The sequence below is a fragment of the Citricoccus sp. SGAir0253 genome (assembly GCF_005877055.1).
Lineage (GTDB): Bacteria > Actinomycetota > Actinomycetes > Actinomycetales > Micrococcaceae > Citricoccus.
This window is the reverse complement of record NZ_CP039424.1, coordinates 1,780,854-1,803,392: the sequence shown is the minus strand read 5'-3', so window position 1 is coordinate 1,803,392 and position 22,539 is coordinate 1,780,854. Positions and strand designations below refer to the sequence as shown.

Here is a 22,539-nt window from a genome sequence, read left to right as displayed (position 1 = left end):
ATGTCTTCGAGACGCGACTGGAATACAGTGGAATCCGTGCCCGAGAACCCCCCCACGATCACTGACGAGACCATCCCGCCGACCACCGCGCGGGGCCTGGCGGCCGGCCCGGGAGGCGACGGCCACCGGCACGACCCCGACCGCATCGTGGTCAAGGGCGCGCGGGAGCACAACCTGAAGAACGTGGACCTGGACATCCCGCGCGACGCGCTCGTCGTCTTCACGGGACTGTCCGGCTCGGGGAAGTCCTCCCTCGCGTTCGACACGATCTTCGCCGAGGGCCAGCGCCGCTACGTCGAGTCCCTGTCCTCCTACGCCCGCATGTTCCTCGGGCGCGTGGACAAGCCCTCCGTGGACTTCATCGAGGGACTGTCCCCGGCCGTGTCGATCGACCAGAAGTCGACCAACCGCAACCCCCGCTCCACCGTCGGCACCATCACCGAGGTGTACGACTACATGCGCCTGCTCTGGGCGCGCATCGGGGTGCCGCACTGCCCGGAGTGCGGCGAGCCCGCCTCGCGGCAGTCCCCGCAGCAGATCGTGGACCAGCTCTCCGAGCTGCCGGAGCGGACCCGGTTCCAGGTCCTCGCCCCCGTGGCCCGCGGCCGCAAGGGCGAGTTCGTGGACGTGTTCTCCGCGCTGGCCACCCAGGGCTACGCGCGGGCCATCGTGGACGGGGAGCTCATCCAGCTCTCGGACCCGCCGAAGCTGAAGAAGCAGGTCAAGCACACGATCGCCGTGGTGGTGGACCGGCTCGCCATGAAGGAGGGCATCCGGCAGCGCCTCACGGACTCGGTCGAGACCGCCCTGGCCCTCGCGGACGGCCTGGTGGTCGTGGACTTCGTGGACGTGGACGCCGCCGTGGACCCGGACAGGGCCAACTCGGGGGAGTGGGACGCCGCGGACGCCGAGGGGCGGCGGAAGTACCGCTCCTTCTCGGAGAAGCTGTCCTGCCCCAACGGCCACGAGCTCTCGATCGACGAGATCGAGCCGCGCTCGTTCTCCTTCAACAACCCCTTCGGCGCCTGCTCGGTGTGCACCGGCATCGGCACCCGGCTGGAGGTGGACGAGGACCTCGTGGTCCCGGACCCGGACCTCTCGCTCGCCGAGGGCGCGATCGCGCCGTGGTCCCTGGGCAAGTCCACCTCCGAGTACTGGCAGCGGCTGCTGTCCGGGCTCGCCGAGGAGGCCGGGTTCTCCATGGACGTGCCGTGGAAGGACCTGCCCGCCGCGGCGCGCCGGGCGGTGCTGCACGGCAAGGACTTCAAGGTGGTGGTCCAGTACCGCAACCGGTTCGGCCGCGAGCGGCGGTACACCACCGGCTTCGAGGGCGTCATCGACTACATCCAGCGCAAGCACCTCGAGACGGAGTCGGACAACGCCCGCGACCGGTACGAGTCCTACATGCGCGAGATCCCGTGCGCGGCGTGCCACGGCACCCGGCTGAACCCGACCTCGCTGTCCGTGCTCGTGGGCGGGAAGTCCATCGCGGAGGCCTCCACGCTGCCCATGCGGGACGCCATCGCCTTCCTCGAGTCCCTCGAGCTGTCCGAGCGCGACCGGCAGATCGCCGACCAGGTGCTCAAGGAGATCCTGGCCCGGCTCCGGTTCATGCTGGACGTGGGCCTGGACTACCTCAACCTCGAGCGCCCGGCCGGCACGCTGTCCGGCGGGGAGGCCCAGCGCATCCGCCTGGCCACGCAGATCGGCTCGGGCCTCGTCGGGGTGCTCTACGTCCTGGACGAGCCGTCCATCGGCCTGCACCAGCGGGACAACCGCCGGCTGATCGAGACGCTCAACCGGCTGCGGGACCTGGGCAACACCCTGATCGTGGTGGAGCACGACGAGGACACCATCGCCGAGGCCGACTGGATCGTGGACATCGGCCCGCGGGCCGGGGAGCACGGCGGCGAGGTGGTGCACTCCGGCTCCCTCGAGGAGCTCAAGGCCAACGAGCGCTCCATCACGGGCGACTACCTGGCCGGCCGCCGGGCGATCACGGTCCCGGCCGAGCGCCGCCCGGTGGACCCCGCGCGGAGGCTGACCCTGCGCGGGGCGCGCGAGAACAACCTGCGGGACGTCACCGTGGACTTCCCGCTCGGCGTGCTGACGGCCGTCACCGGGGTGTCCGGCTCGGGGAAGTCGACCCTCGTCAACGAGATCCTCTACAAGGTCCTGGCCAACCAGCTCAACAACGCCCGGCACGTGCCGGGCCGGCACAAGCGGGTGGACGGCCTCGAGCACCTGGACAAGGTGGTGCACGTGGACCAGAGCCCGATCGGCCGGACGCCGCGCTCGAACCCCGCCACCTACACGGGCGTGTTCGACACGATCCGCAAGCTGTTCGCCGACACCCAGGAGGCGAAGGTGCGCGGCTACCAGCCGGGCCGGTTCTCCTTCAACATCAAGGGCGGTCGCTGCGAGGCCTGCTCCGGGGACGGCACGCTGAAGATCGAGATGAACTTCCTGCCGGACGTCTACGTGCCCTGCGAGGTGTGCCACGGCGCCCGGTACAACCGGGAGACGCTCGAGGTGCACTACAAGGGCAAGAACATCGCCGAGGTGCTGGACATGCCGATCGAGGAGGCGGCGGAGTTCTTCTCCGCCTACACCAAGATCTCCCGCTACCTCACCACGATGGTGGACGTGGGCCTGGGCTACGTGAAGCTCGGCCAGCCCGCGACCACCCTCTCCGGAGGCGAGGCGCAGCGCGTCAAGCTGGCCGCGGAGCTGCAGAAGCGCTCGAACGGCCGGTCCATCTACGTGCTGGACGAGCCCACCACGGGCCTGCACTTCGAGGACATCCGCAAGCTGCTCGGCGTGCTGCAGTCGCTCGTGGACAAGGGCAACACCGTGATCACGATCGAGCACAACCTCGACGTCATCAAGTCCGCCGACCACGTGATCGACCTCGGGCCGGAGGGCGGCTCCGGCGGCGGGACGGTCGTCGCGACCGGGACCCCCGAGCAGCTGGCGACGCACCCGGAGAGCCACACCGGGCGCTTCCTCGCCGAGGTGCTGTGAGCGCCGCCCGCCCGGCGGTGCTCCTGGACCTGGACGGCACGCTCGTGGACCCGGCCGGGTCCATCACGGGCGGGATCGCCGCCACGCTCCGGGACCACGGGCTGCCCGTGCCGCCCCCCGAGGTCCTGGACCGGCTCGTCGGCCCGCCGCTGCGCGAGGGCCTGCGCTCCCTCGAGGGGGTGACCGAGCAGCTGCTGCCCGCGCTCGTCCGCGACTACCGTGCGCGCTACCGGGAGCACGGCATGGCGGCCAGCGTCGTCTACCCCGGTGTCCGCGAGGCCCTGGAGGACCTGGGCCGCGACCACGACCTCGTGGTGGCCACCTCCAAGCCCACGGCCACGGCGCGGCGGCTGCTCGAGGTCCAGGGGCTCGCCGGGCACTTCGTGGCCGTGTGCGGGTCCAGCGACGACGAGACGCTGCCCGTGCCGCCCGGGGGCACCAAGGTGCACGCCATGGCCGAGGCGCTGGCCGCCGTCGGGATGGCCGGGGACCGGCCGCGGCGCGCGGTGATGGTGGGGGACCGGCACTTCGACCTCGACGGCGCCGCCCACCACGGCCTGCCGGGCATCGGCGTGCTGTGGGGGTTCGGGGACCGGGCCGAGCTGACGGCCGCGGGGGCGGACGCCCTGTGCGCGGACGCCGCCGCGCTGCCCGCGCTGTGCCGCCGGCTCATGCCCGCGCCCGGCCCGTCCGCCGGCCCGCGCCGCCCGGACGGTGCGGACGGGGCGCTGGCCGGTGCGCGGCGCGCACTATGATGGATCCGGTCTGCCCGGCCGGGGGGACGGAAGGGACCGGGGGCACCCCCGGCGTCGGAGAGGATGGACATGGCGACCAATGAGGCCGTGCGCTGGGGATTCCGCACCGCCGTGAGGGTCTCCTGCCGGCCCACCGTCACCGGCCTGGAGCACGTCCCGGCCACGGGCGGGTTCATCGTCGCCAGCAACCACCTCTCGTTCCTGGACTCGGTCATCCTGCAGGCCCTGATGCCCCGGATGGTGCACTTCTTCGCCAAGGCCGAGTACTTCTCCCAGCCCGGGCTCAAGGGCCGGGTCATGAAGGGGTTCTTCGAGTCGGTCGGGTCCATCCCCGTCCAGCGGGACGAGAAGGCGGCCTCGGTGGCCGCCCTGGACCAGCTGGTGGAACTCGTGGAGCAGGGCCACGGCGTCGGCATCTATCCCGAGGGCACCCGCAGCCGGGACGGCCGGCTCTACAAGGGACGCACCGGGGTCGGCTGGCTCGCGCTGGCCACCGGCGTCCCCGTGGTGCCCGTGGGCCTCGCGGGCACCGACCGCCTGCAGCCGCCGGGGTCGAGCCGGATCACCCCGCACCACTTCTCCCTCACCGTGGGCGAGCCCCTGTGCTTCGAGCACCTCGGACGCCGCCATCCGCTGCCGCCGCGGCGCGAGGCCACCGCCCGGATCATGGACGCCATCGCCGGGCTGACCGGCCAGGAGCGCGTGAACCACTACAACGCCCCCCTGGGCGACGCGCGGGACTGACGCGGGGCTGATGCGCCATGGCTGATCCGGCCGGCTACCGGCCCCGCCCCGGGGAGGTCCCCACGTCCCCGGGCGTCTACCGCTTCCGCGACCCGGACGGCCGCGTCCTCTACGTGGGCAAGGCCAAGAACCTGCGGTCCCGGCTCGCCTCCTACTTCCAGGACCCCGCGGGGCTGCACCCCAAGACGCGGACCATGGTCTTCACGGCCGCCTCCGTGGAGTGGACGGTCGTGGGCTCCGAGCTGGAGGCCCTGCAGCTCGAGTACACGTGGATCAAGCAGTACACCCCGCGGTTCAACATCATGTACCGGGACGACAAGTCCTACCCGTACCTGGCCGTGACGATGAACGAGAAGTACCCGCGCGTGCAGGTGATGCGCGGGGACAAGCGCAAGGGCGTGAAGTACTTCGGCCCCTTCCACCCCGCCAAGGCGATCCGGGAGACGGTGGACCTGATGCTGCGGGTGTTCCCCGTGCGCACCTGCTCCTCCGGCGTGTTCCGGCGCGCCGAGCTGTCCGGGCGGCCGTGCCTGATGGGCTACATCGACAAGTGCGCCGCCCCGTGCGTGGGCCGGGTCAGCCCCGAGGACCACCGCCAGCTCGCCCAGGACTTCTGCGACTTCATGGCCGGGGACGCCGACCGCTACATCCGGCGGCTCGAGGAGCGGATGCGCGAGGCGGTCGGGGAGCTGCGCTACGAGGACGCGGCGCGGTACCGGGACGACATCGCGGCCCTGCGGCGGGTGTTCGAGCGCAACGCCGTGGTGCTCCCGGAGTCCACGGAGGCGGACGTCTTCGCCTTCGCCGAGGACGAGCTCGAGGCCGCCGCGCAGGTGTTCCACGTGCGCGAGGGCCGCATCCGGGGCCAGCGCGGCTGGGTGGTGGAGAAGGTCGAGGACGTCTCCGGCCCGAAGCTCGTGGAGCAGCTGCTCGAGCAGGTCTACGGCGCCCTGGAGGACACCAGCCGGATCCCCCGTGAGGTCCTCGTGCCCGAGCTGCCGGAGGACGCCGAGCAGGTGGCCACGCTGCTCGCGGGGCTGCGCGGGGCCCGCGTGGACCTGCGGGTGCCCCGGCGCGGGGACAAGCGGGCGCTGCTGGACACGGTGCGGGAGAACGCCGAGATGGCCCTGCGACTGCACAAGACCCGCCGCTCGGGGGACCTGACCACCCGCTCCGCGGCGCTGCGCGAGCTGCAGGAGGCCCTCGAGCTGGACGAGCCGCTGCTGCGCATCGAGTGCTACGACATCTCGCACGTCTCCGGCACCAACGTGGTCGGGTCCATGGTCGTCGTCGAGGACGGGCTGCCCAAGAAGTCGGACTACCGCAAGTTCGCCGTCACGGGCGAGGCCGCCCGGGACGACACCGCGGCGATGCACAACGTGCTGACCCGCCGGTTCCGGCACTACCTGGAGGACCAGGAGCGCCGCGGCACGTTCGTCACGGGGGAGGTGCCCGCCGGTCCCGACGGCGGCGCGGCCGCCGGGGGTGCGGCCGGCACGGACGCGGTCGGCGGGGAGCCCGCGGCCGGCGGGTCCGACGGCGGCGCGGCCCCCGAGCCGGGCTCGCGCCGGTTCGCCTACCCGCCCTCGCTCGTGGTCGTCGACGGCGGCCCGGCCCAGGTGGCCTCCGCCGCCCAGGCCCTGGCCGACCTCGGGATCACCGACCTGCCCGTGGTCGGCCTGGCCAAGCGGCTCGAGGAGCTGTGGCTGCCGGGGGAGGAGTTCCCCGTGGTGCTGCCGCGCGCCTCCCAGGGGCTGTACCTGCTCCAGCGCATCCGCGACGAGTCGCACCGCTTCGCGATCACCTTCCACCGGCAGAAGCGGGGCAGGTCCATGACGGCCTCCGCGCTGGACGGCATCCCGGGGCTCGGGCCGGCCAAGCAGAAGGCCCTGCTCAAGCACTTCGGCTCGGTCAAGCGCCTGCGCGCCGCCGCGGCCGAGGACCTCGTGGCCGTGCCGGGCATCGGGCCGGCCCTCGCGGCCACCGTGCACGCCGCGCTGCACCCGGCCGGTGACGGCGCCGACGGGGACGGGGGCGCGGAGGCGGCCGGCCCGGGGACGGGCGGCGTGAACCTGACGACCGGCGAGGTCCTCGACTGAGACTGGGTAGTCTGGAGCCATGATCGACGGCCTGACCCCCGTGAAGCCCGCCACCTCCGAGGTCCTCATCGTCACGGGCATGTCCGGCGCCGGCCGGACCACCGCGGCGCACGCCCTGGAGGACCACGGGTGGTACGTCGTCGAGAACATCCCCCCGCAGCTGTTCGGCACCCTCACGGACCTCGTGGGCCGCTCGCCCGAGGCCATCCCGCGGCTGGCCCTCGTGGTGGACGTGCGCTCCAAGGAGCTGTTCAAGGACATCCGCGAGGCCCTCGAGCAGCTGCGCGCCCAGGGCGTCGACTACCGCGTCCTGTTCCTGGACGCCGCGGACGACCTGCTGGTGCGGCGCTTCGAGTCGGCCCGCCGGCCCCACCCGCTCCAGGGCTCGGGGCGGATCGTGGACGGGATCGCCGCCGAGCGGCTGCTGCTCAAGGACCTCAAGGACCAGGCGGAGGTGGTGCTGGACACGACCAGCATGAACGTGCACTCGCTGGCCACGACCATCACCGGGCTGTTCACGGAGTCCGGGCCGATCGTGCTGCGGCTGAACGTGATGAGCTTCGGGTTCAAGTACGGCCTGCCCCAGGACGCGAACTTCGTGGCGGACGCCCGGTTCCTGCCGAACCCGCACTGGATCCCCGAGCTGCGTCCGTACACCGGCCAGGACGGCCAGGTCTCGGGCTTCGTGCTCGGCCAGGAGGGTGCCGGGGAGTTCGTGGACCGCTACGTCCAGGCCCTGCTGCCCGTGCTGGAGGGCTACCGCCGGGAGAACAAGCACTACGCCACCTTCGCGGTCGGCTGCACGGGCGGCAAGCACCGCTCCGTGGCGGTCGCCGAGGAGCTGGCCCGCCGGCTCGGCCAGCAGCCGCGCGTCACGGTCACCGTCCAGCACCGGGACCTGGGCCGGGAATGAGCGCGTTCATCACGGGCCAGCTGCCCCTGGCGCCGAGCACCCAGGCCCCGGCGTCCCCGTCCGCCGGGACCTACGACCCCGCCCTGCGCGTCACGGCCCTCGGCGGCGGGCACGGGCTCTCCGCCACCCTGCGGGCGCTGCGGCTGATCGCCGGGGAGATCACCGCCGTGGTCACCGTCGCGGACGACGGCGGCTCCTCCGGCCGCATCCGCCAGGAGATGGACGTACTGCCGCCGGGCGACCTGCGGATGGCCCTGGCGGCGCTGTGCGACGACACCGACTGGGGCCGCACGTGGCGCGACGTGATGCAGCACCGGTTCCGCTCCCGCGAGGGCGTGGACGGCACGCTGGACAACCACGCCCTGGGCAACCTGCTCATCGTGGCCCTGTGGGAGCTGCTGGGGGACGCCGTGGGCGGGCTGCGGTGGGCCGGGGCCCTGCTCGGTGCGCGCGGGCAGGTGCTGCCCATGTCCACCGTCCCGCTGACGATCTCCGGTGTCGTCCTGGCGGAGGGAGCCGGGGGCGGACTGGTCCGGCGGACCATCGTGGGGCAGTCCTCGCTCGCGGCGGTCGGCCGGGACTGCCGGGTCTCCCAGGTGCGGCTCGAGCCCGCGGACGCCCCCGCGTGCCCCGAGTCCCTCGAGGCGATCGAGCTCTCCGACTGGATCGTGCTCGGTCCCGGATCCTGGTACACCTCGGTGCTGCCGCACCTGCTGCTGCCGGAGATGCGCCGGGCCCTGGAACGGACCGCCGCCCGGCGCGCCCTGGTGATGAACCTCACCACGGACACCGCCGAGACCTCGGGGATGAGCGCCGCGGACCACCTCGAGGTGGTCCACCACCACGCGCCCGACCTGCGCCTCGACGTCGTGATCGCCGACCCGGCCGCGGTCCAGGACCGGGTCGGCTTCGAGGAGGCCGCCGCGAGGCTGGGCGCCTCCGTGCTGTTTAGTACAGTGGGGGCCGGTCACGGGACCGGCGTCCACGACCCCCTGCGACTGGCCCTGGCGTTCCAGGAGGCCTTCAAGCGCCCCTGAGCCGGCGACCGGCGTGCCCCCGACCCCACCCCCCCGACCCGGCCGCGACCGGGTCCACGAGTCCGAGCGAGAGATCTGAGGCGATCACCCATGGCCCTGACGGCGGCGGTGAAAGAGGAGTTGACCCACCACGAGGTCAGGAGTTCCTCGGAGCGGAAGGCCGAGGTCTCGGCCATGCTCCGCTTCGCCGGGGGACTGCACATCATCTCCGGCCGCATCGTCATCGAGGCCGAGCTGGACCAGGCCGCCGCGGCCCGCCGGCTGCGCACGGCGATCGCCGAGGTCTACGGCCACGGCAGCGAGATCATCGTGGTCTCCGGCGGCAACCTGCGCCGCGGGAACCGCTACGTCATCCGGGTGGTCCGGGACGGGGAGTCCCTCGCGCGGCAGACGGGCCTGCTGGACGTCCGCGGTCGGCCCGTGCGCGGGCTGCCGCCGATGATCGTCAACGGGTCCGTCGCGGATGCCGAGGCCGTCTGGCGGGGGGCGTTCCTCGCCCACGGCTCGCTCACCGAGCCGGGCCGCTCCTCCGCGCTCGAGGTCACGTGCCCGGGGCCCGAGGCCGCGCTGGCCCTCGTGGGCGCCGCCCGCCGGCTGGGGATCACGGCCAAGGCCCGGGAGGTGCGCGGCGTGGACCGCGTGGTGCTGCGCGACGGGGACGCGATCGCCGCGCTGTTGACCCGGATGGGCGCCCACGACACGGTGCTGGTGTGGGAGGAGCGCCGGACCCGCAAGGAGGTCCGCGCCACCGCGAACCGGCTGGCCAACTTCGACGACGCGAACCTGCGGCGCTCGGCCCAGGCCGCCGTCGCCGCCGGGGCCCGCGTGGAGCGCGCCCTGGACATCCTCGGCGACGACGTCCCGGAGCACCTGCGCTACGCCGGACGGCTGCGCGTGGAGCACAAGCAGGCCTCGCTCGACGAGCTCGGCCGGCTCGCCGACCCGCCGATGACCAAGGACGCGATCGCCGGGCGGATCCGCCGCCTGCTGGCGATGGCGGACAAGCGGGCCGCCGAGGAGGGACTGCCCGGCACCGATGCGGCCCTGCCCAGCGAGGCGCCCGCCGCCGGTGGGGACTGAACATTCCGGCTGACAGCGGAATCGCTGGCCAGGCCGGTCCGCGGCATGTCTAGGATGAGGGAGATGGCTCCCTGACGGGGCCATGACCCGCGGGACCCGTCGCCGGGTCCCGGACACACGTCCACCAAGGAGGAACCATGGCTGAATTCACGCTGCCGGAGCTGGACTACGACTACGCCGCGCTCGAGCCGCACATCTCGGCGAAGATCATGGAGCTGCACCACTCCAAGCACCACGCCACCTACGTGAAGGGCGCCAACACGGCCCTGGAGAAGCTGGCCGGCGCCCGCGAGTCCGGCGACTTCGCCGCCGTCAACCAGTTCTCCAAGGACCTGGCCTTCAACCTCGGCGGCCACACCAACCACTCGATCTTCTGGAAGAACCTCTCCCCGAACGGCGGGGACCGCCCGGAGGGCGAGCTCGCCGCCGCGATCGACGAGTTCTTCGGCTCGTTCGACAAGTTCCAGGCCCACTTCACCGCCGCCGCGCTGGGCATCCAGGGCTCCGGCTGGGCCGTGCTGGCCTACGAGCCGATCGGCGGCAACCTGGTCATCGAGCAGTTCTACGACCAGCAGAACGGCGTGCCGGTCGCCACCATCCCGCTGTTCCAGCTGGACATGTGGGAGCACGCCTTCTACCTCGACTACCAGAACGTCAAGGCCGACTACGTCAAGGCCGTGTGGAACATCGTCAACTGGGCCGACGTCGCCGCCCGGTTCGAGGCCGCCCGCACCGGCGCCTCCAAGCTCGTCACCCCCTGATCCGGTGACCGGCGGACGGGCCGGCCGGCCCCCCAGGGGCACGGCCGGCCCGTCGGCGCGCCGGCCCCGGACCGCCCTGCAGGACCCGTCCACCAGAAAGGCACGACCGTGACCAGGATCGCCATCAACGGATTCGGCCGCATCGGCCGCAACGCCCTGCGCGTCCTCGAGGCCCGCGGGCTGGACCTCGAGCTCGTCGCCGTCAACGACCTCACCGCGCCCGAGGACCTGTACTTCCTGACCAAGTACGACACGATCCTGGGCCGCTATCCGCACGAGCTGCGCCTGGAGGACGGCAACCTGGTGGCCAACGGGCGCATCATCCGCGTCTTCTCCGAGAAGGACCCGGCCAAGCTGCCGTGGGGCGAGCTGGACGTGGACATCGTCATCGAGTGCACCGGGCACTTCACCAAGGCCGAGGGCGCCCGCAAGCACCTGGAGGCGGGGGCGCGCAAGGTCGTGCTCTCCGCGCCGGGCAAGGGCGTGGACGGCACCTTCGTGATGGGCATCAACGACGGCAAGTACGACCCGGCCACGATGGACATCGTCTCCGCCGCCTCGTGCACCACCAACTGCCTCGCCCCGCTCGTGAAGGTCCTCGACGACGCCTTCGGGATCGTGGACGGCATCATGACCACCATCCACGCCTACACGGGCGACCAGAACCTCCACGACGCCCCGCACGCCAAGGACCGCCGCCGCGCGCGCGCCGCCGCCCAGAACCTCGTGCCCACCTCCACCGGCGCCGCCAAGGCCATCGGCGAGGTCATCCCCGGCCTGAAGGGCAAGCTCGACGGCTTCGCCGTCCGCGTGCCGGTGATCACCGGGTCGATGACGGACCTCACCGTGGAGCTCGAGCGCGAGGCCTCCGTGGAGCAGGTCAACGCCGCGTTCCGCGCCGCCGCCTCCTCCGGCCCGCTCGCCGGCGGCCGCCTCGTCTACTCCGAGGACCCCCTCACCTCCACGGACATCATCACCTCCGACGCGGCCTGCACGTTCGACGCCCCCCTGACGAAGTCGATCGGGCGCACCGTGAAGGTCGTGGGCTGGTATGACAATGAGTGGGGCTACACGTGCCAGCTCATCGACCTGGTCGCGCTCGTCGCGGCCCGGGCCTGACGGCCGGCCCCCTCGCACCACCGAAGCACTTCCGAAAGGCACCACGCATGACCGCCAAGACCCTCGACGACCTGCTGCAGGCCGGAGTGGCCGGACGCCACGTCCTGGTCCGCTCCGACCTGAACGTCCCCCTGGACGACGGCACGGTGACCGACGACGGGCGCATCCGCGCCTCGCTGCCGGTGATCACGGCCCTGGCCGACGCCGGTGCGCGCGTGGTCGTCATGGCCCACCTCGGGCGGCCCAAGGGCGAGCCGGACCCGCGGTTCTCGCTGCGGCCGGCGGCGGAGCGGATGGCGGAGCTGGCCGGCCGCGAGGTGCGCCTCGCCGGGGACGTGGCGGGGGAGTCGGCGCGGCGGGAGGCCGCGGCGCTGGCCGACGGCGGCATCCTGGTGCTGGAGAACGTCCGGTTCGACGCGCGCGAGACCTCCAAGGACGAGTCCGAGCGCGCCGCCCTGGCCGCCGAGCTGGCGGCCCTCACCGGCGGGGACGGGGCGTACGTGGACGACGCGTTCGGCGCCGTGCACCGCCGGCACGCCTCGGTCTACGACATCGCGGCCCTGCTGCCGTCCTACCAGGGCACGCTCGTGGCCCGCGAGCTGGACGTGCTCTCCCGGCTGACCGGCGAGCCCGAGCGTCCCTACGTGGTGGTGCTCGGCGGCTCGAAGGTCTCGGACAAGCTGGCCGTGATCGACAACCTCATGCAGCGCGCCGACACCCTGCTGATCGGCGGCGGCATGCTGTTCACCTTCCTCAAGGCCCGGGGCCACGAGGTCGGGGCCTCCCTGCTCGAGGAGGACCAGCTGCCGGTCGTCACCGAGTACCTGCGGCGCGCCGAGGCCGGCGGGTGCCGGATCGTGCTGCCCACGGACATCGTCATGGCCTCCGCCTTCGCCGCCGACGCCGAGCACGAGGTGCTGCCCGTGGACGCGCTGACCAGTGGCGCGCACGGGGCCCAGGCCCTGGGCCTGGACATCGGCCCCGAGACCAGCCGGGCGTTCGCCGAGGAGATCCGCGGCGCGCGCACCGTGTTCTGGAACGGGCCGATGGGCGTGTTCGAGTTCGAGGCCTTCTCGCACGGCACCCGCGCGGTCGCCGAGGCCCTGACCGAGTCCTCCGGGCTCACCGTGGTCGGCGGGGGCGACTCCGCGGCCGCCGTGCGCCGCCTCGGCTTCGAGGACGCCCAGTTCGGGCACATCTCCACCGGCGGCGGCGCCTCCCTGGAGTACCTCGAGGGCAAGGAGCTGCCGGGCGTGGCCGCCCTCGAGCAGTCCCCGTCCGCCCCGGCCCCGCAGGCGGGTGCCGGCGCGTGACCTCGCAGACCAACGGCGTCTATGACCGCACCCCGCTCATCGCGGGGAACTGGAAGATGAACCTGGACCACCTCCAGGCCGTGACCCTCGTGCAGAAGCTCTCGTGGACCCTGGCGGACGCCGACCACGACTTCGAGCGGGTCGAGGTGGCGGTGTTCCCGCCGTTCACGGACCTGCGCAGCGTCCAGACCCTCGTGGCCGGGGACCGGCTGCCGCTCGCCTACGGCGCGCAGGACCTCTCCGCGGAGGACGAGGGCGCCTACACGGGGGACGTCTCCGGCCGGTTCCTGGCCAAGCTGGGGTGCCGGTACGCGATCGTGGGCCACTCCGAGCGGCGCACCGTGCACGGGGAGGACGACGCCCTGCTGAACCGCAAGCTCGCCGCGGCCCTGCGCCACGGGCTCACGCCGGTGTTCTGCGTCGGCGAGGGCCTCGAGGTCCGGCAGTCCGGCGGGCACGTGGAGCACACCGTGGCCCAGCTGCGCGCTGGGCTGGCGGGACTGTCGGCGGAGGCCGTCGCCGGGATCGTCATCGCCTACGAGCCCGTGTGGGCGATCGGCACCGGGGAGGTGGCCGGGCCCCGGGAGGCGCAGGAGATGTGCGCCGCCCTGCGCGCCGAGGTCGCCGCCCGGTACGACGAGGCGACGGCCCGCGCCGTCCGCCTGCTGTACGGCGGCTCGGTGAAGTCCTCCAACGTCGCCTCGATCCTGCGCGAGCGGGACGTGGACGGCGTGCTCGTCGGCGGCGCCAGCCTCGACGAGGCCGAGTTTGCTAGCATTGTCAGGTTCGAGAGCCACCTGCTCACCGACTGACACACCCGCCGACCGACCCGCCGACCGGTCGACCGACCGAGCGGCACACCGCCGATGGAAAGAGTGACGTGGACGTCCTGACCCTCATCCTGCAGATCGCCCTGGCGCTGATCAGCGTCCTGCTGGTCCTGCTGATCCTGCTGCACAAGGGCCGCGGCGGGGGCATGTCGGACATGTTCGGCGGCGGCGTGACCTCCTCGCTCGGCGCCTCGGGCGTCGCGGAGAAGAACCTCAACCGGCTCACGGTGACGCTGGGCGTCATCTGGGGCTCGATCGTGGTGGCCCTCGGGCTCATCATGCGGTTCTCGCAGGACTTCTGAGCCGCCACGCGGCGGCCGCCGCCCACGCCCCGGACCGCCGACGGCGGGCGCGGGGGGCGGCATCCAGCCGTCAGCGCTCAGCCGGCCGCCGCGTCGTCCAGCCACCACGTGGTGGCGGACCGGCCGGAGACCACCGAGGCGGGCCAGCGGCCCGCGTCGGTGGTCTTCGCGTTCCGGGCCCCGCGCACCGCGGCGACCGCCTCGCGCTTGTCCGCCCCCGCCACCACGAACCAGAGCTCGCGGGCGGTGTCGATCGCCTCGACCGTGAGCGAGACGCGCCGCGGCGGGGGCTTGGGGGAGTCCTCCACCCCGATGACCGTCGCGCCCGTGGCCAGCGGGCCGGGCAGCCCGGGGAACAGGCTGGCCACGTGGGCGTCCGGGCCCACGCCGAGCATCACCACGTCGAACACGGGCAGCCGCGGGTCCGGTCCCGGGTCCGCGGCGGCGGCCCGCTGCAGCTCCGCGGCGTAGTCGAGCGCGGCCCGGTGGGGGCCCTCGTCGGGGCCCTCACCGCCGGCCGCCGGGACGGGGTGCACGTTCCCCGCCCGCAGGCCGTGCCGGGACACCAGCGCGCCCACGAGGGCGGCGCGGGCCTGGACCTCGTTGCGCTCCGGGTCCCCGGCCGGCAGGTGGCGCTCGTCGCCCCACCACAGGTGGACCCGGGCCCAGTCCGGGACGGCCACGCCGGCGTCGGGCGCCTCCACCAGCTCCGCGACCGCGGCGAGGATCCCGGTGCCGGTGCCCCCGCCGGTCAGCACGGCGGAGGCGGTGCCCCGCTCGGCCACCGCCGCGGCCAGGACGCCCAGCAGCGCGCGGGCGGCCGCGCGGCACAGCGCCCCGCGGTCGGGGTGGACGAGGACCCGGTCCCCGCCGGGGTCCGTGGTCGCCCTCCCGGCACCGGGCTCGCGCCCGTGGTCACCGGTCACTGGGCAGCACCGCCTTCAGGTCGGTCAGGGGCAGGCCGTTGGTCACCACGTCGCCGAACACCTCGTCCGGGTCCAGGCGCCGCAGCTCCTCGGCCAGGCAGTCCTGGTCGCTGCGCCGGGGCAGGGGGATGTGCTGGATCGGGCGGCCCTGCTGGTAGAGCGAGGCGATGTCCCCCACGGGGCGGGAGAGCACGATGTCCCCGGCGTCCCGGCGCAGCCGCACGGAGCGCATGCCCCGGCCGGCGTCGGCGTGCGCCATCGTCACGGGCACGGCGAGGCAGCGGGTGAGCCAGGCCGCGAGCAGCAGCGTGGACGGGGAGTCCTCGGCGCCGTCCACCGTGACCGAGCGGACCTCGGCGGGGTCGAGGGTGTCGAGGATCGCGGCCAGCTGGATGCGCCAGCCGGTGAGCCGGGTCCAGGACAGGTCCGTGTCCCCGGCGCGGTAGGTCTGGCGCAGCCGCATGAGCGCCTGCCGGGGCACGTCCGCGGTGGCGGTGTCCGTGATCCGGCGGTGGGCGATCCGGCCGAGGGAGGAGTCGGCGGGGACCGCCGGGGCGTCGTGCGGCCACCACACCACGATCGGCGCGTCCGGCAGCAGCAGCGCCCCGATGAGGGACTCGGACTCCACGGCGTTCGAGCCGGAGCCGTGCAGCACCACCACGTCCGAGGCGCCGGCGTCGCCGCCCACGCGGATCTGGGCGTCGAGGGCCGTCGGCGCGTCCGGGTCGCCGGCCGCGATGACGATGATGCGGCACGGGTGCTCGCGGCTGGCGAGGTTGGCGGCGCGGATCGAGTGCTCCACGTAGTCCCCGGAGGTGGAGATGATCAGGGTCAGCACGCGGCCCAGGGCGACGACGCCGCCGGCCTCGCGCAACCGGTTCATCTCCTTGGCCACCCTCGAGGTGGTGGTGTCCTTGAGGTCGATGATCATCAGGGCCTCCTCCACGCGCGGCCGTCGCGCGCCATCAGCTCGTCGGCCGACCGCGGCCCCCAGCTGCCGGGGTCGTAGGGCTCGGGCTGGCCGGGCAGCGAGGCCCAGAACTCCTCGAACGGGTCGAGGATGGCCCAGGAGAGCTCCACCTCCTCCTGGCGGGGGAACAGCGGCGGCTCCCCGAGCAGCACGTCCAGGATGAGCCGCTCGTAGGCCTCGGGGCTGTCCTCCGTGAAGGCGTGCCCGTAGCCGAAGTCCATGGTCACGTCCCGCACCTCCGCCTGGGTGCCGGGCACCTTCGAGGCGAAGCGGATCGTGACGCCCTCGTCCGGCTGGACGCGCACCACGATCGTGTTCTGGCCGAACTCGTCCTCCCCGTGCCCGGGGAACAGCAGGTTGGGGGCGCGCTTGAAGACGACGGCGATCTCCGTGACCCGGCGGCCCAGGCGCTTGCCCGCCCGCAGGTAGAACGGCACGCCGTCCCAGCGGCGCGTGCGGATGCCCAGCCGCAGGGCCGCGTACGTCTCGGTCGTGGAGCCGGGGTTGAAGCCCTCCTCCTCGAGGAACCCGGTGACCCGCTCGCCGCCCTGCCAGCCGCCCGTGTACTGCCCGCGGGCCGAGGCGGCGCCCAGGTCCGAGGGCACCTCGACGGCGGCGAGCACCTTCTCCTTCTCGGCGCGCAGGTGGTCCGCGTCGAAGGAGATGGGCTCCTCCATCGCGGTCAGGGCCAGCAGCTGCAACAGGTGGTTCTGGATGACGTCGCGCGCCGCGCCCACGCCGTCGTAGTACCCGGCGCGGCCGCCGATGCCGATGTCCTCGGCCATGGTGATCTGCACGTGGTCCACGTGGTTGGAGTTCCACAGCGGCTCGAACAGGCGGTTGGCGAACCGCAGGGCCAGGATGTTCTGGACGGTCTCCTTGCCCAGGTAGTGGTCGATCCGGAACACGGCGTCCGGCACGAACACCTGCTCGATCACCTCGTTGAGCTCGCGGGCGCTGGCCAGGTCATGCCCGAAGGGCTTCTCGATGACCACGCGTCGCCACGGCCGGCCGGTGGACCCGGACCGGGCAGGGGAGGGCCGGGTCCCCGAGTCGTGGTGCCGCCCGGCCAGTCCGTGGTCGGCCAACTGCTGGCTGACCTCCTCGAACCAGTCCGGCGGGATGGACAGGTAGAACACCGTGTTGCCGCCCGTGCCCCGGGAGGCCTCCAGGGCGGTGAGCGTCTCGCCGAGCCGCTCGTAGGCGGCCTGGTCGTCGAAGCCGCCCGAGACGAACCGGAAGCCGCCGCGCAGCTGGTCCCAGACGCTGTCGTTCCAGCCGGTGCGGGAGGAGGCCTCCACCGAGGCGCGCACGTAGGCCGTGAACTCCTCGTCGTCCCAGTCGCGGCGGCCGAAGCCCACGAGCGAGAACCCGGGCGGCAGCAGGCCGCGGTTGGCCAGGTCGTAGATGGCCGGCAGCAGCTTCTTGCGCGCCAGGTCACCGGTGACGCCGAAGAGCACGAGCGCGGAGGGCCCGGCGATCCGGGTCAGGCGGCGGTCGCGGGGGTCGCGGAGGGGATTGCGGCGCAGGGAGTCAGGCACCGCGGAACCCGTTGAGCAGCTGGGCGATGCCCTGGCCCCGCTCGGTCAGGTGCAGGCGCACCACCGTCAGCCCGTGCTCGCGGAGCACGGCCGCGTCGCCCGCCGCCTGGGCGGCGATGAGCTGGCCGAAGGTGTACGGCCGTCCGGGGATGGCCAGGTCCACGTCCGAGTCGGCCGTGACCTGCAGGAACACGGCCGCCTCCGGGCCGCCCTTGTGGTACTGGCCCGTGGAGTGCAGGAAGCGCGGACCCCAGCCGAAGGTCACGGGGCGGCCGGACAGCCGGGCCAGCACCGGGCGCAGGGTCTCGAGCTCGGGGTAGCCGAGGCGGTCGAGGTAGGCCTGGACCGCCAGGTACCCGTGCTCCGGGACCAGGCCGGCGACGGCGGCCAGCACCCCGGGCGCGTCCCCGGCGGCCACGACGGCGGCCGGTCCGGTGACCTCCACGCAGTCCAGCACCGCGTCGGGCGCTGCGGGCTCCGGGGTGGCGTCGAGCAGCCCGCGGGCGGCCGCCTTGGCGGCCTCGACGTCGGGCTGGTCGAAGGGGTTGATGCCGAGGATGCGGCCGGCGACCGCCGTGGCGACCTCCCACAGCAGCAGTTGAGCGCCGAGGGAGCCGAAGACCGCCACGGCGTGCGGGGCCGGGCCGTCGTCCGCCCCGGGGTCCACGCCGTCGTCGGGATCCGGCACGAGGCGCACCTGCAGCAGGTCGTCCGCGGCGGAGGCCGTCTCGGGGTCGCCCGCGTCCACCACCACGGGGAGCACGCCGGTGCCCTGCTTGCCCGTGGACTCGGCGATGAGCTGCTCGGCCCAGTCGGCGAGGCCGACCAGCCCGGAGCCCTCGTCGGAGAACACGAGCTTGTCCCGCAGCGGCTCGGTGCCGGCCATCGCGGCGCCCAGCTGCAGTCCGGGGTTGTCCTCGTCGTCCGCGGCCAGGACCTCGAGGGTCTCCTCGGCCTCGTCCAGCAGCCGGGCCACGTCCACCCCGGCCAGCGCCGTGGGGACCACGCCGAACGCGGTGAGTGCGGAGTACCGCCCGCCGACCGTGGGGTCGGCCGTGAACACGCGGTAGCCGGCCTCTCGGGCGGACTGCTCGAGGGGGGAGCCCGGGTCCGTCACGACCACCACGTGCGCCGCGGGGTCCACCCCGGCGTCCCGGAACGCCTGCTCGAACACGCGGCGCTGGGAGTCGGTCTCCACGGTGGAGCCCGACTTGGAGGAGACCACGAGCACGGTGTCCTTGACGCCGGCGGCCAGGACGTTGCCCACCATCTCCGGGTCGGTCGAGTCCAGCACGGTCAGCGGCACCCCGGCCGAGGCCGCGATGACCTCGGGCGCGAGCGAGGACCCGCCCATGCCGGCGAGCACCACGCGGGTGATGCCGCCGGCGGCCAGCTCGGCCCGCAGCGCCCCGAGGCGGGGCAGCAGCTCCCGCGCGGCGGCGAACGGGTCCATCCAGCCCAGCCGCCTCGAGGCCTCCTGCTCGGCCTCCGGGCCCCACAGGGTCGCGTCCTGCGCGGCCAGCCGGCTGGCGACGCGGTCCTCGACCAGTCCGGGCACGTGGCGGTCGATGGCCTCGAGCGCGGCGCCGGTGGCCTGCAGTCCGAGCGAACTCATGGGGGTCTCCTGGGGTCGTTGCCTGCGGGGTGCGGTGGGGCGGTCCGGGTCACGGCCGGCCGGTGGGCGGGACCACCCGGCCGGGCCCGGGCCCCTAGTGGGTGGCGGCGTGCTGCAGGGCGGCGCGGACGGTGGCGAGCAGCTCGTTCCAGCTGGTGACGAACTTCTCGAGGCCCTCCTCCTCGAGGACCCGGACGACGTCGTCGTAGTCGACGCCCGCGTGCCCGATCGCGTCCAGGACGCGGTCGGACTCCTCGCCGGTGCCCGTGACCGTGTCCCCGGTAACCTCGCCGTGCTCGGCGAGGGCCTCCAGGGTCTTCTCCGGCATGGTGTTGACCGTGCCCGGGGCCACGAGGCCCGTGACGTAGAGGGTGTCCGGCAGTGCGGGGTCCTTGGTGCCCGTGGAGGCCCACAGCGGCCGCTGGGGACGGGCCCCGGCGGACTCGAGCAGCCGCCAGCGCTCCGTGTCCAGCGTCTCGGTGAAGATGCGGTGGGCGAGCCGGGCGTTCGCCAGTCCCGCCCTGCCGGTGAGCTCCTCCACGCCCTCGGCGCCGGACTCGCGCAGCCGGCGGTCCACCTCGGTGTCCACGCGCGACACGAAGAAGCTGGCCACCGAGTGGAGGCTGGACAGGTCGTGGCCGGCCGCGCGGGCCTGCTCGAGGCCGAGCAGCCACGCGTTGAGGACCTCGCGGTAGCGCGCCAGGGAGAAGATCAGGGTCACGTTGACGCTGATGCCCGCCGCGAGGGTGGCCGTGATGGCCTCGAGCCCCTCCACGGTGGCCGGGATCTTCACGAGCACGTTGGGCCGGTCCACCGCCGCGGCCAGCTCGCGGGCCTCCGCCACCGTCGCGCCCGCGTCGCGGGCGGAGCGGGGGTCCACCTCGATGGAGACCCGCCCGTCCACGCCGCCGGTCGCCTCGTGGACCGGGGCGAACACGTCGCAGGCGGCCTGGACGTCACGGGTGGTGAGCTCGAAGACGGCCCGGTCCACGTCCGCGCCCTGGGCTGCCAGCCCGGCCAGCTGCTCGGCGTAGGGGCCGCCGTCCCGGAGGGCGTTCGCGAAGATGGACGGGTTCGTGGTCACGCCCGTGACGTTGCGGGTCCCGATCAGCTCGCGGAGGTTCCCCGAGTCGATGCGGTCCCGGGACAGGTCGTCCAGCCAGATGGAGACGCCGGCCTCGGCCAGTGCCCGGGTGTTGGGGTTCTGTTCGGTCATCTCGTGCGCTCCCGTGTCCGGTGGTCCAGGTCAGTTCTCGAGCAGGTCCCGCGCCGCGGCGGCCACGGCCCCGGCCGTGATCCCGAACTCGCGGTACAGGGTCTGGTAGTCGGCCGAGGCGCCGAAGTGCTCGAGCGAGACGTGCGCGCCGCGCACGCCGATGTACTTCGCCCAGCCCTGGGCGATGCCGGCCTCCACGGAGACGCGCACGGCACCGTTGTCCGGGAGCACCTCGGTGCGGTACGCCTCGTCCTGGGCGTCGAACCACTCGAGGCAGGGGGCGGACACCACGCGCGTGGGGATGCCCTCGGCCTGCAGGGCGTGCCGGGCCTCGACCGCCAGCTGGACCTCCGAGCCGGTGCCGATGAGGATGGCCCGCGGCTCCACGGCCTCGCCGGCGGCGTCCGTGGCCTCGAGGAGCACGTAGGCGCCCCGGGCCGTGCCCTCCGCGGCGGAGAAGCCCTGCTCCCCGCGGGGGAACACGGGCAGGTTCTGGCGGGACAGGACGATGCCCGCCGGGCCGTCGGTGCGCTCGAGGATGGTGCGCCAGGCCCACGAGACCTCGTTGGCGTCCGCCGGGCGGACGACGGCCAGACCCGGGATGGCCCGCAGGCTCGCGAGCTGCTCGACCGGCTGGTGGGTCGGGCCGTCCTCGCCCAGGCCGATCGAGTCGTGCGTCCACACGTAGATCGCCGGGGTGCCCATGAGCGCGCCGATGCGGATGGCGGGGCGCTGGTAGTCGGAGAAGATCAGGAACGTGCCCGAGTAGGCGCGCAGCAGCGAGCCCAGCGAGATGCCGTTGACGATGGCGCCGGCGGCGTGCTCGCGGACCCCGAAGTGCAGGGTCCGGCCGTAGGGCCCGCCCTTCCACGTGCTCGTCTGCCGGGAGGCGGGGATGAAGGAGTCCGCGCCGTCCATCGTGGTGTTGTTGGACCCGGCCAGGTCGGCCGAGCCGCCCCACAGTTCCGGCATCACCGGGGCGAGCGCGGAGAGCACCGTGCCCGAGGCGGCCCGGGTGGCCAGGCCCTTGGCCCCGCCGCCGAACCTCGCGTCGAAGTCCGCCTCGAAGGACGGGAAGGCCTCGGCGAAGCCCTCCGGCAGGCGGCCGGCGGAGAGGCGGTCGTACAGGGCCGCCCGGTCCGGGTTGTCCTCGCGCCAGGCGCGGTAGGCGGCCTCCCACGTCTCGCGGTAGGCGGCCGAGCGGTCCCCGAGCCCGCGCGCGTGGGCCAGGACGGCGTCGTCGACGGCGAAGGAGTGCTCCGGGTCGAAGCCGAGGACCTCCTTGAGCGCCCGCAGCTCGTCGTCGCCGAGCTTGGAGCCGTGGATGGCCCCCGTGTCCTTCTTGCCCGGGGAAGGCCAGCCGATCACGGTCCGCAGGCAGATGAGGGAGGGGGCGCCCGTCTCCGCCTTGGCCGCGGCGATCGCGTCGTACAGGGCGCGGGTGTCCTCGGCGTACTCGCCCGTGGACAGCCAGTCCACGGTCTGCACGTGCCAGCCGTAGGCGCGGTAGCGGGCGGCCACGTCCTCGCTGAAGGCGACGTCCGTGTCGTCCTCGATGGAGATCTCGTTGTCGTCGTAGATCACCACGAGGCTGCCGAGCTCCTGGTGCCCCGCGAGGGAGGAGGCCTCCGAGGTGACGCCCTCCTGCATGTCGCCGTCCGAGGCGATGACGAAGACGTGGTGGTCGAACGGGCTGGTGCCCACGGGCGCCTCCGGGTCCAGCAGGCCGCGCAGGCGGCGCTGCGCGTAGGCGAAGCCCACGGCGGAGGCGAGCCCCTGGCCCAGCGGCCCGGTGGTGATCTCGACGCCGTCGGTGTGGCCGTACTCCGGGTGCCCCGGGGTCTTGGAGCCCCACGTGCGCAGGGACTGCAGGTCCTCCAGCTCGATCCCGGCGCCGGCGGCGAACAGCTGCAGGTACTGGGTCAGGGAGGTGTGGCCGGCGGAGAGGATGAAGCGGTCGCGGCCGGCCCACGTGGGGTCGGACGGGTCCAGGTGCATGACGTTCTGGTACAGCTGCCAGGCGACCGGGGCCAGCGAGATCGCCGTGCCGGGGTGGCCGTTGCCGACCTTCTCCACGGCGTCGGCGGCGAGGACGCGCAGCGTGTCCACGGCCGCGCGGTCCAGGTCGGAGTACGTGTACTCGCGGGCGGGGGACTGTCGCCGCAGGGGGGACTGCCCCTGCGTGGCGGTTCCGGTGGTGGATGCCGGGACTGAGGTCACGAAAGCTGCTCCTGGTGGGATGGTCCTGCGGCCGGTGCCGGCCTCGGGCCAGCTTATCCCGAATGCGGCCCGGT

At 73.6% G+C, this 22,539-nt stretch carries 18 protein-coding genes; 12 read left to right on the top strand and 6 right to left on the bottom strand.

Annotated features, from left to right (window positions below):
* Positions 1 to 36: 36 nt before the first annotated feature.
* From uvrA to secG, 12 genes are all read left to right on the top strand, one after another.
* On the top strand, positions 37 to 3,024 hold the full coding sequence (gene uvrA, locus E7744_RS08000; protein ID WP_371415329.1) for an excinuclease ABC subunit UvrA: 2,988 nt from the start codon (positions 37 to 39) through the stop codon (positions 3,022 to 3,024).
* Positions 3,021 to 3,779 carry an HAD hydrolase-like protein gene (locus E7744_RS07995; protein ID WP_137773663.1) on the top strand — a complete coding sequence of 253 codons (759 nt, stop codon included), beginning with the start codon at positions 3,021 to 3,023 and terminating at the stop codon, positions 3,777 to 3,779. The genes uvrA and E7744_RS07995 overlap by 4 nt, the downstream gene beginning before the upstream one ends.
* Positions 3,780 to 3,848: 69 nt before the next feature.
* Positions 3,849 to 4,523 (top strand): 1-acyl-sn-glycerol-3-phosphate acyltransferase, encoded by a 675-nt coding sequence (locus E7744_RS07990; protein WP_137773662.1) that lies wholly within the window; start codon positions 3,849 to 3,851, stop codon positions 4,521 to 4,523.
* 17 nt (positions 4,524 to 4,540) lie between these two features.
* A complete protein-coding gene (gene uvrC / locus E7744_RS07985) occupies positions 4,541 to 6,622 on the top strand; it encodes an excinuclease ABC subunit UvrC (protein ID WP_137773661.1) in 2,082 nt (693 codons plus the stop codon).
* A 19-nt stretch (positions 6,623 to 6,641) separates the two neighbouring features.
* Positions 6,642 to 7,535: an RNase adapter RapZ gene (gene rapZ / locus E7744_RS07980; protein WP_137773660.1), complete on the top strand. Its 894-nt coding sequence runs from the start codon at positions 6,642 to 6,644 to the stop codon at positions 7,533 to 7,535.
* Complete coding sequence (yvcK, locus tag E7744_RS07975; protein ID WP_137773659.1) at positions 7,532 to 8,572, top strand: uridine diphosphate-N-acetylglucosamine-binding protein YvcK; 1,041 nt, start codon at positions 7,532 to 7,534, stop codon at positions 8,570 to 8,572. The genes rapZ and yvcK overlap by 4 nt, the downstream gene beginning before the upstream one ends.
* Positions 8,573 to 8,662: 90 nt before the next feature.
* Positions 8,663 to 9,652: a DNA-binding protein WhiA gene (gene whiA, locus E7744_RS07970; protein ID WP_137773658.1), complete on the top strand. Its 990-nt coding sequence runs from the start codon at positions 8,663 to 8,665 to the stop codon at positions 9,650 to 9,652.
* 137 nt (positions 9,653 to 9,789) lie between these two features.
* A complete protein-coding gene (locus E7744_RS07965) occupies positions 9,790 to 10,413 on the top strand; it encodes a superoxide dismutase (RefSeq protein ID WP_137773657.1) in 624 nt (207 codons plus the stop codon).
* Positions 10,414 to 10,521: 108 nt separating this feature from the next.
* Positions 10,522 to 11,532 carry a type I glyceraldehyde-3-phosphate dehydrogenase gene (gene gap / locus E7744_RS07960; RefSeq protein ID WP_137773656.1) on the top strand — a complete coding sequence of 337 codons (1,011 nt, stop codon included), beginning with the start codon at positions 10,522 to 10,524 and terminating at the stop codon, positions 11,530 to 11,532.
* Positions 11,533 to 11,579: 47 nt separating this feature from the next.
* Positions 11,580 to 12,845 (top strand): phosphoglycerate kinase, encoded by a 1,266-nt coding sequence (pgk, locus tag E7744_RS07955; RefSeq protein WP_137773655.1) that lies wholly within the window; start codon positions 11,580 to 11,582, stop codon positions 12,843 to 12,845.
* Complete coding sequence (gene tpiA, locus E7744_RS07950) at positions 12,842 to 13,657, top strand: triose-phosphate isomerase (protein ID WP_137773654.1); 816 nt, start codon at positions 12,842 to 12,844, stop codon at positions 13,655 to 13,657. The genes pgk and tpiA overlap by 4 nt, the downstream gene beginning before the upstream one ends.
* A gap of 68 nt (positions 13,658 to 13,725) precedes the next feature.
* Positions 13,726 to 13,977 (top strand): preprotein translocase subunit SecG, encoded by a 252-nt coding sequence (gene secG, locus E7744_RS07945; protein ID WP_137773653.1) that lies wholly within the window; start codon positions 13,726 to 13,728, stop codon positions 13,975 to 13,977.
* A 77-nt stretch (positions 13,978 to 14,054) separates the two neighbouring features.
* Here secG and pgl read toward each other — a convergent pair whose 3' ends face one another.
* From pgl to tkt, 6 genes are all read right to left on the bottom strand, one after another.
* Entirely contained in the window at positions 14,055 to 14,903 is an 849-nt protein-coding gene (gene pgl / locus E7744_RS07940) for a 6-phosphogluconolactonase (protein ID WP_137773652.1), read from the bottom strand.
* Positions 14,893 to 15,834, bottom strand: a complete 942-nt coding sequence (locus E7744_RS07935; protein WP_137773651.1) for a glucose-6-phosphate dehydrogenase assembly protein OpcA — start codon at positions 15,832 to 15,834, stop codon at positions 14,893 to 14,895. Before E7744_RS07935 ends, pgl begins: the two co-directional genes overlap by 11 nt.
* Positions 15,834 to 17,414 carry a glucose-6-phosphate dehydrogenase gene (gene zwf, locus E7744_RS07930; RefSeq protein WP_137773650.1) on the bottom strand — a complete coding sequence of 527 codons (1,581 nt, stop codon included), beginning with the start codon at positions 17,412 to 17,414 and terminating at the stop codon, positions 15,834 to 15,836. The genes E7744_RS07935 and zwf overlap by 1 nt, the downstream gene beginning before the upstream one ends.
* The gene (locus E7744_RS07925; RefSeq protein WP_137773649.1) at positions 17,407 to 19,029 is read right to left on the bottom strand and encodes a glucose-6-phosphate isomerase; all 1,623 of its coding nucleotides are present in this window, start codon (positions 19,027 to 19,029) and stop codon (positions 17,407 to 17,409) included. Before E7744_RS07925 ends, zwf begins: the two co-directional genes overlap by 8 nt.
* A gap of 94 nt (positions 19,030 to 19,123) precedes the next feature.
* Positions 19,124 to 20,245, bottom strand: coding sequence for a transaldolase (gene tal / locus E7744_RS07920; RefSeq protein ID WP_137773648.1), 1,122 nt, complete (start codon positions 20,243 to 20,245; stop codon positions 19,124 to 19,126).
* Positions 20,246 to 20,275: 30 nt separating this feature from the next.
* A complete protein-coding gene (gene tkt, locus E7744_RS07915) occupies positions 20,276 to 22,465 on the bottom strand; it encodes a transketolase (protein ID WP_137773647.1) in 2,190 nt (729 codons plus the stop codon).
* Between the last annotated feature and the right edge of the window lie 74 nt (positions 22,466 to 22,539).

Bases quoted from the DNA above. Each gene is read 5' to 3' on its own strand.
- E7744_RS07990 (WP_137773662.1), top strand. From the start codon at position 3,849: ATGGCGACCAATGAGGCCGTGCGCTGGGGATTCCGCACCGCCGTGAGG.
- uvrC (WP_137773661.1), top strand. From the start codon at position 4,541: ATGGCTGATCCGGCCGGCTACCGGCCCCGCCCCGGGGAGGTCCCCACG.
- rapZ (WP_137773660.1), top strand. From the start codon at position 6,642: ATGATCGACGGCCTGACCCCCGTGAAGCCCGCCACCTCCGAGGTCCTC.
- yvcK (WP_137773659.1), top strand. From the start codon at position 7,532: ATGAGCGCGTTCATCACGGGCCAGCTGCCCCTGGCGCCGAGCACCCAG.
- whiA (WP_137773658.1), top strand. From the start codon at position 8,663: ATGGCCCTGACGGCGGCGGTGAAAGAGGAGTTGACCCACCACGAGGTC.
- E7744_RS07965 (WP_137773657.1), top strand. From the start codon at position 9,790: ATGGCTGAATTCACGCTGCCGGAGCTGGACTACGACTACGCCGCGCTC.
- pgk (WP_137773655.1), top strand. From the start codon at position 11,580: ATGACCGCCAAGACCCTCGACGACCTGCTGCAGGCCGGAGTGGCCGGA.
- E7744_RS07935 (WP_137773651.1), bottom strand. From the start codon at position 15,834: ATGATCATCGACCTCAAGGACACCACCACCTCGAGGGTGGCCAAGGAG.
- E7744_RS07925 (WP_137773649.1), bottom strand. From the start codon at position 19,029: ATGAGTTCGCTCGGACTGCAGGCCACCGGCGCCGCGCTCGAGGCCATC.
- tal (WP_137773648.1), bottom strand. From the start codon at position 20,245: ATGACCGAACAGAACCCCAACACCCGGGCACTGGCCGAGGCCGGCGTC.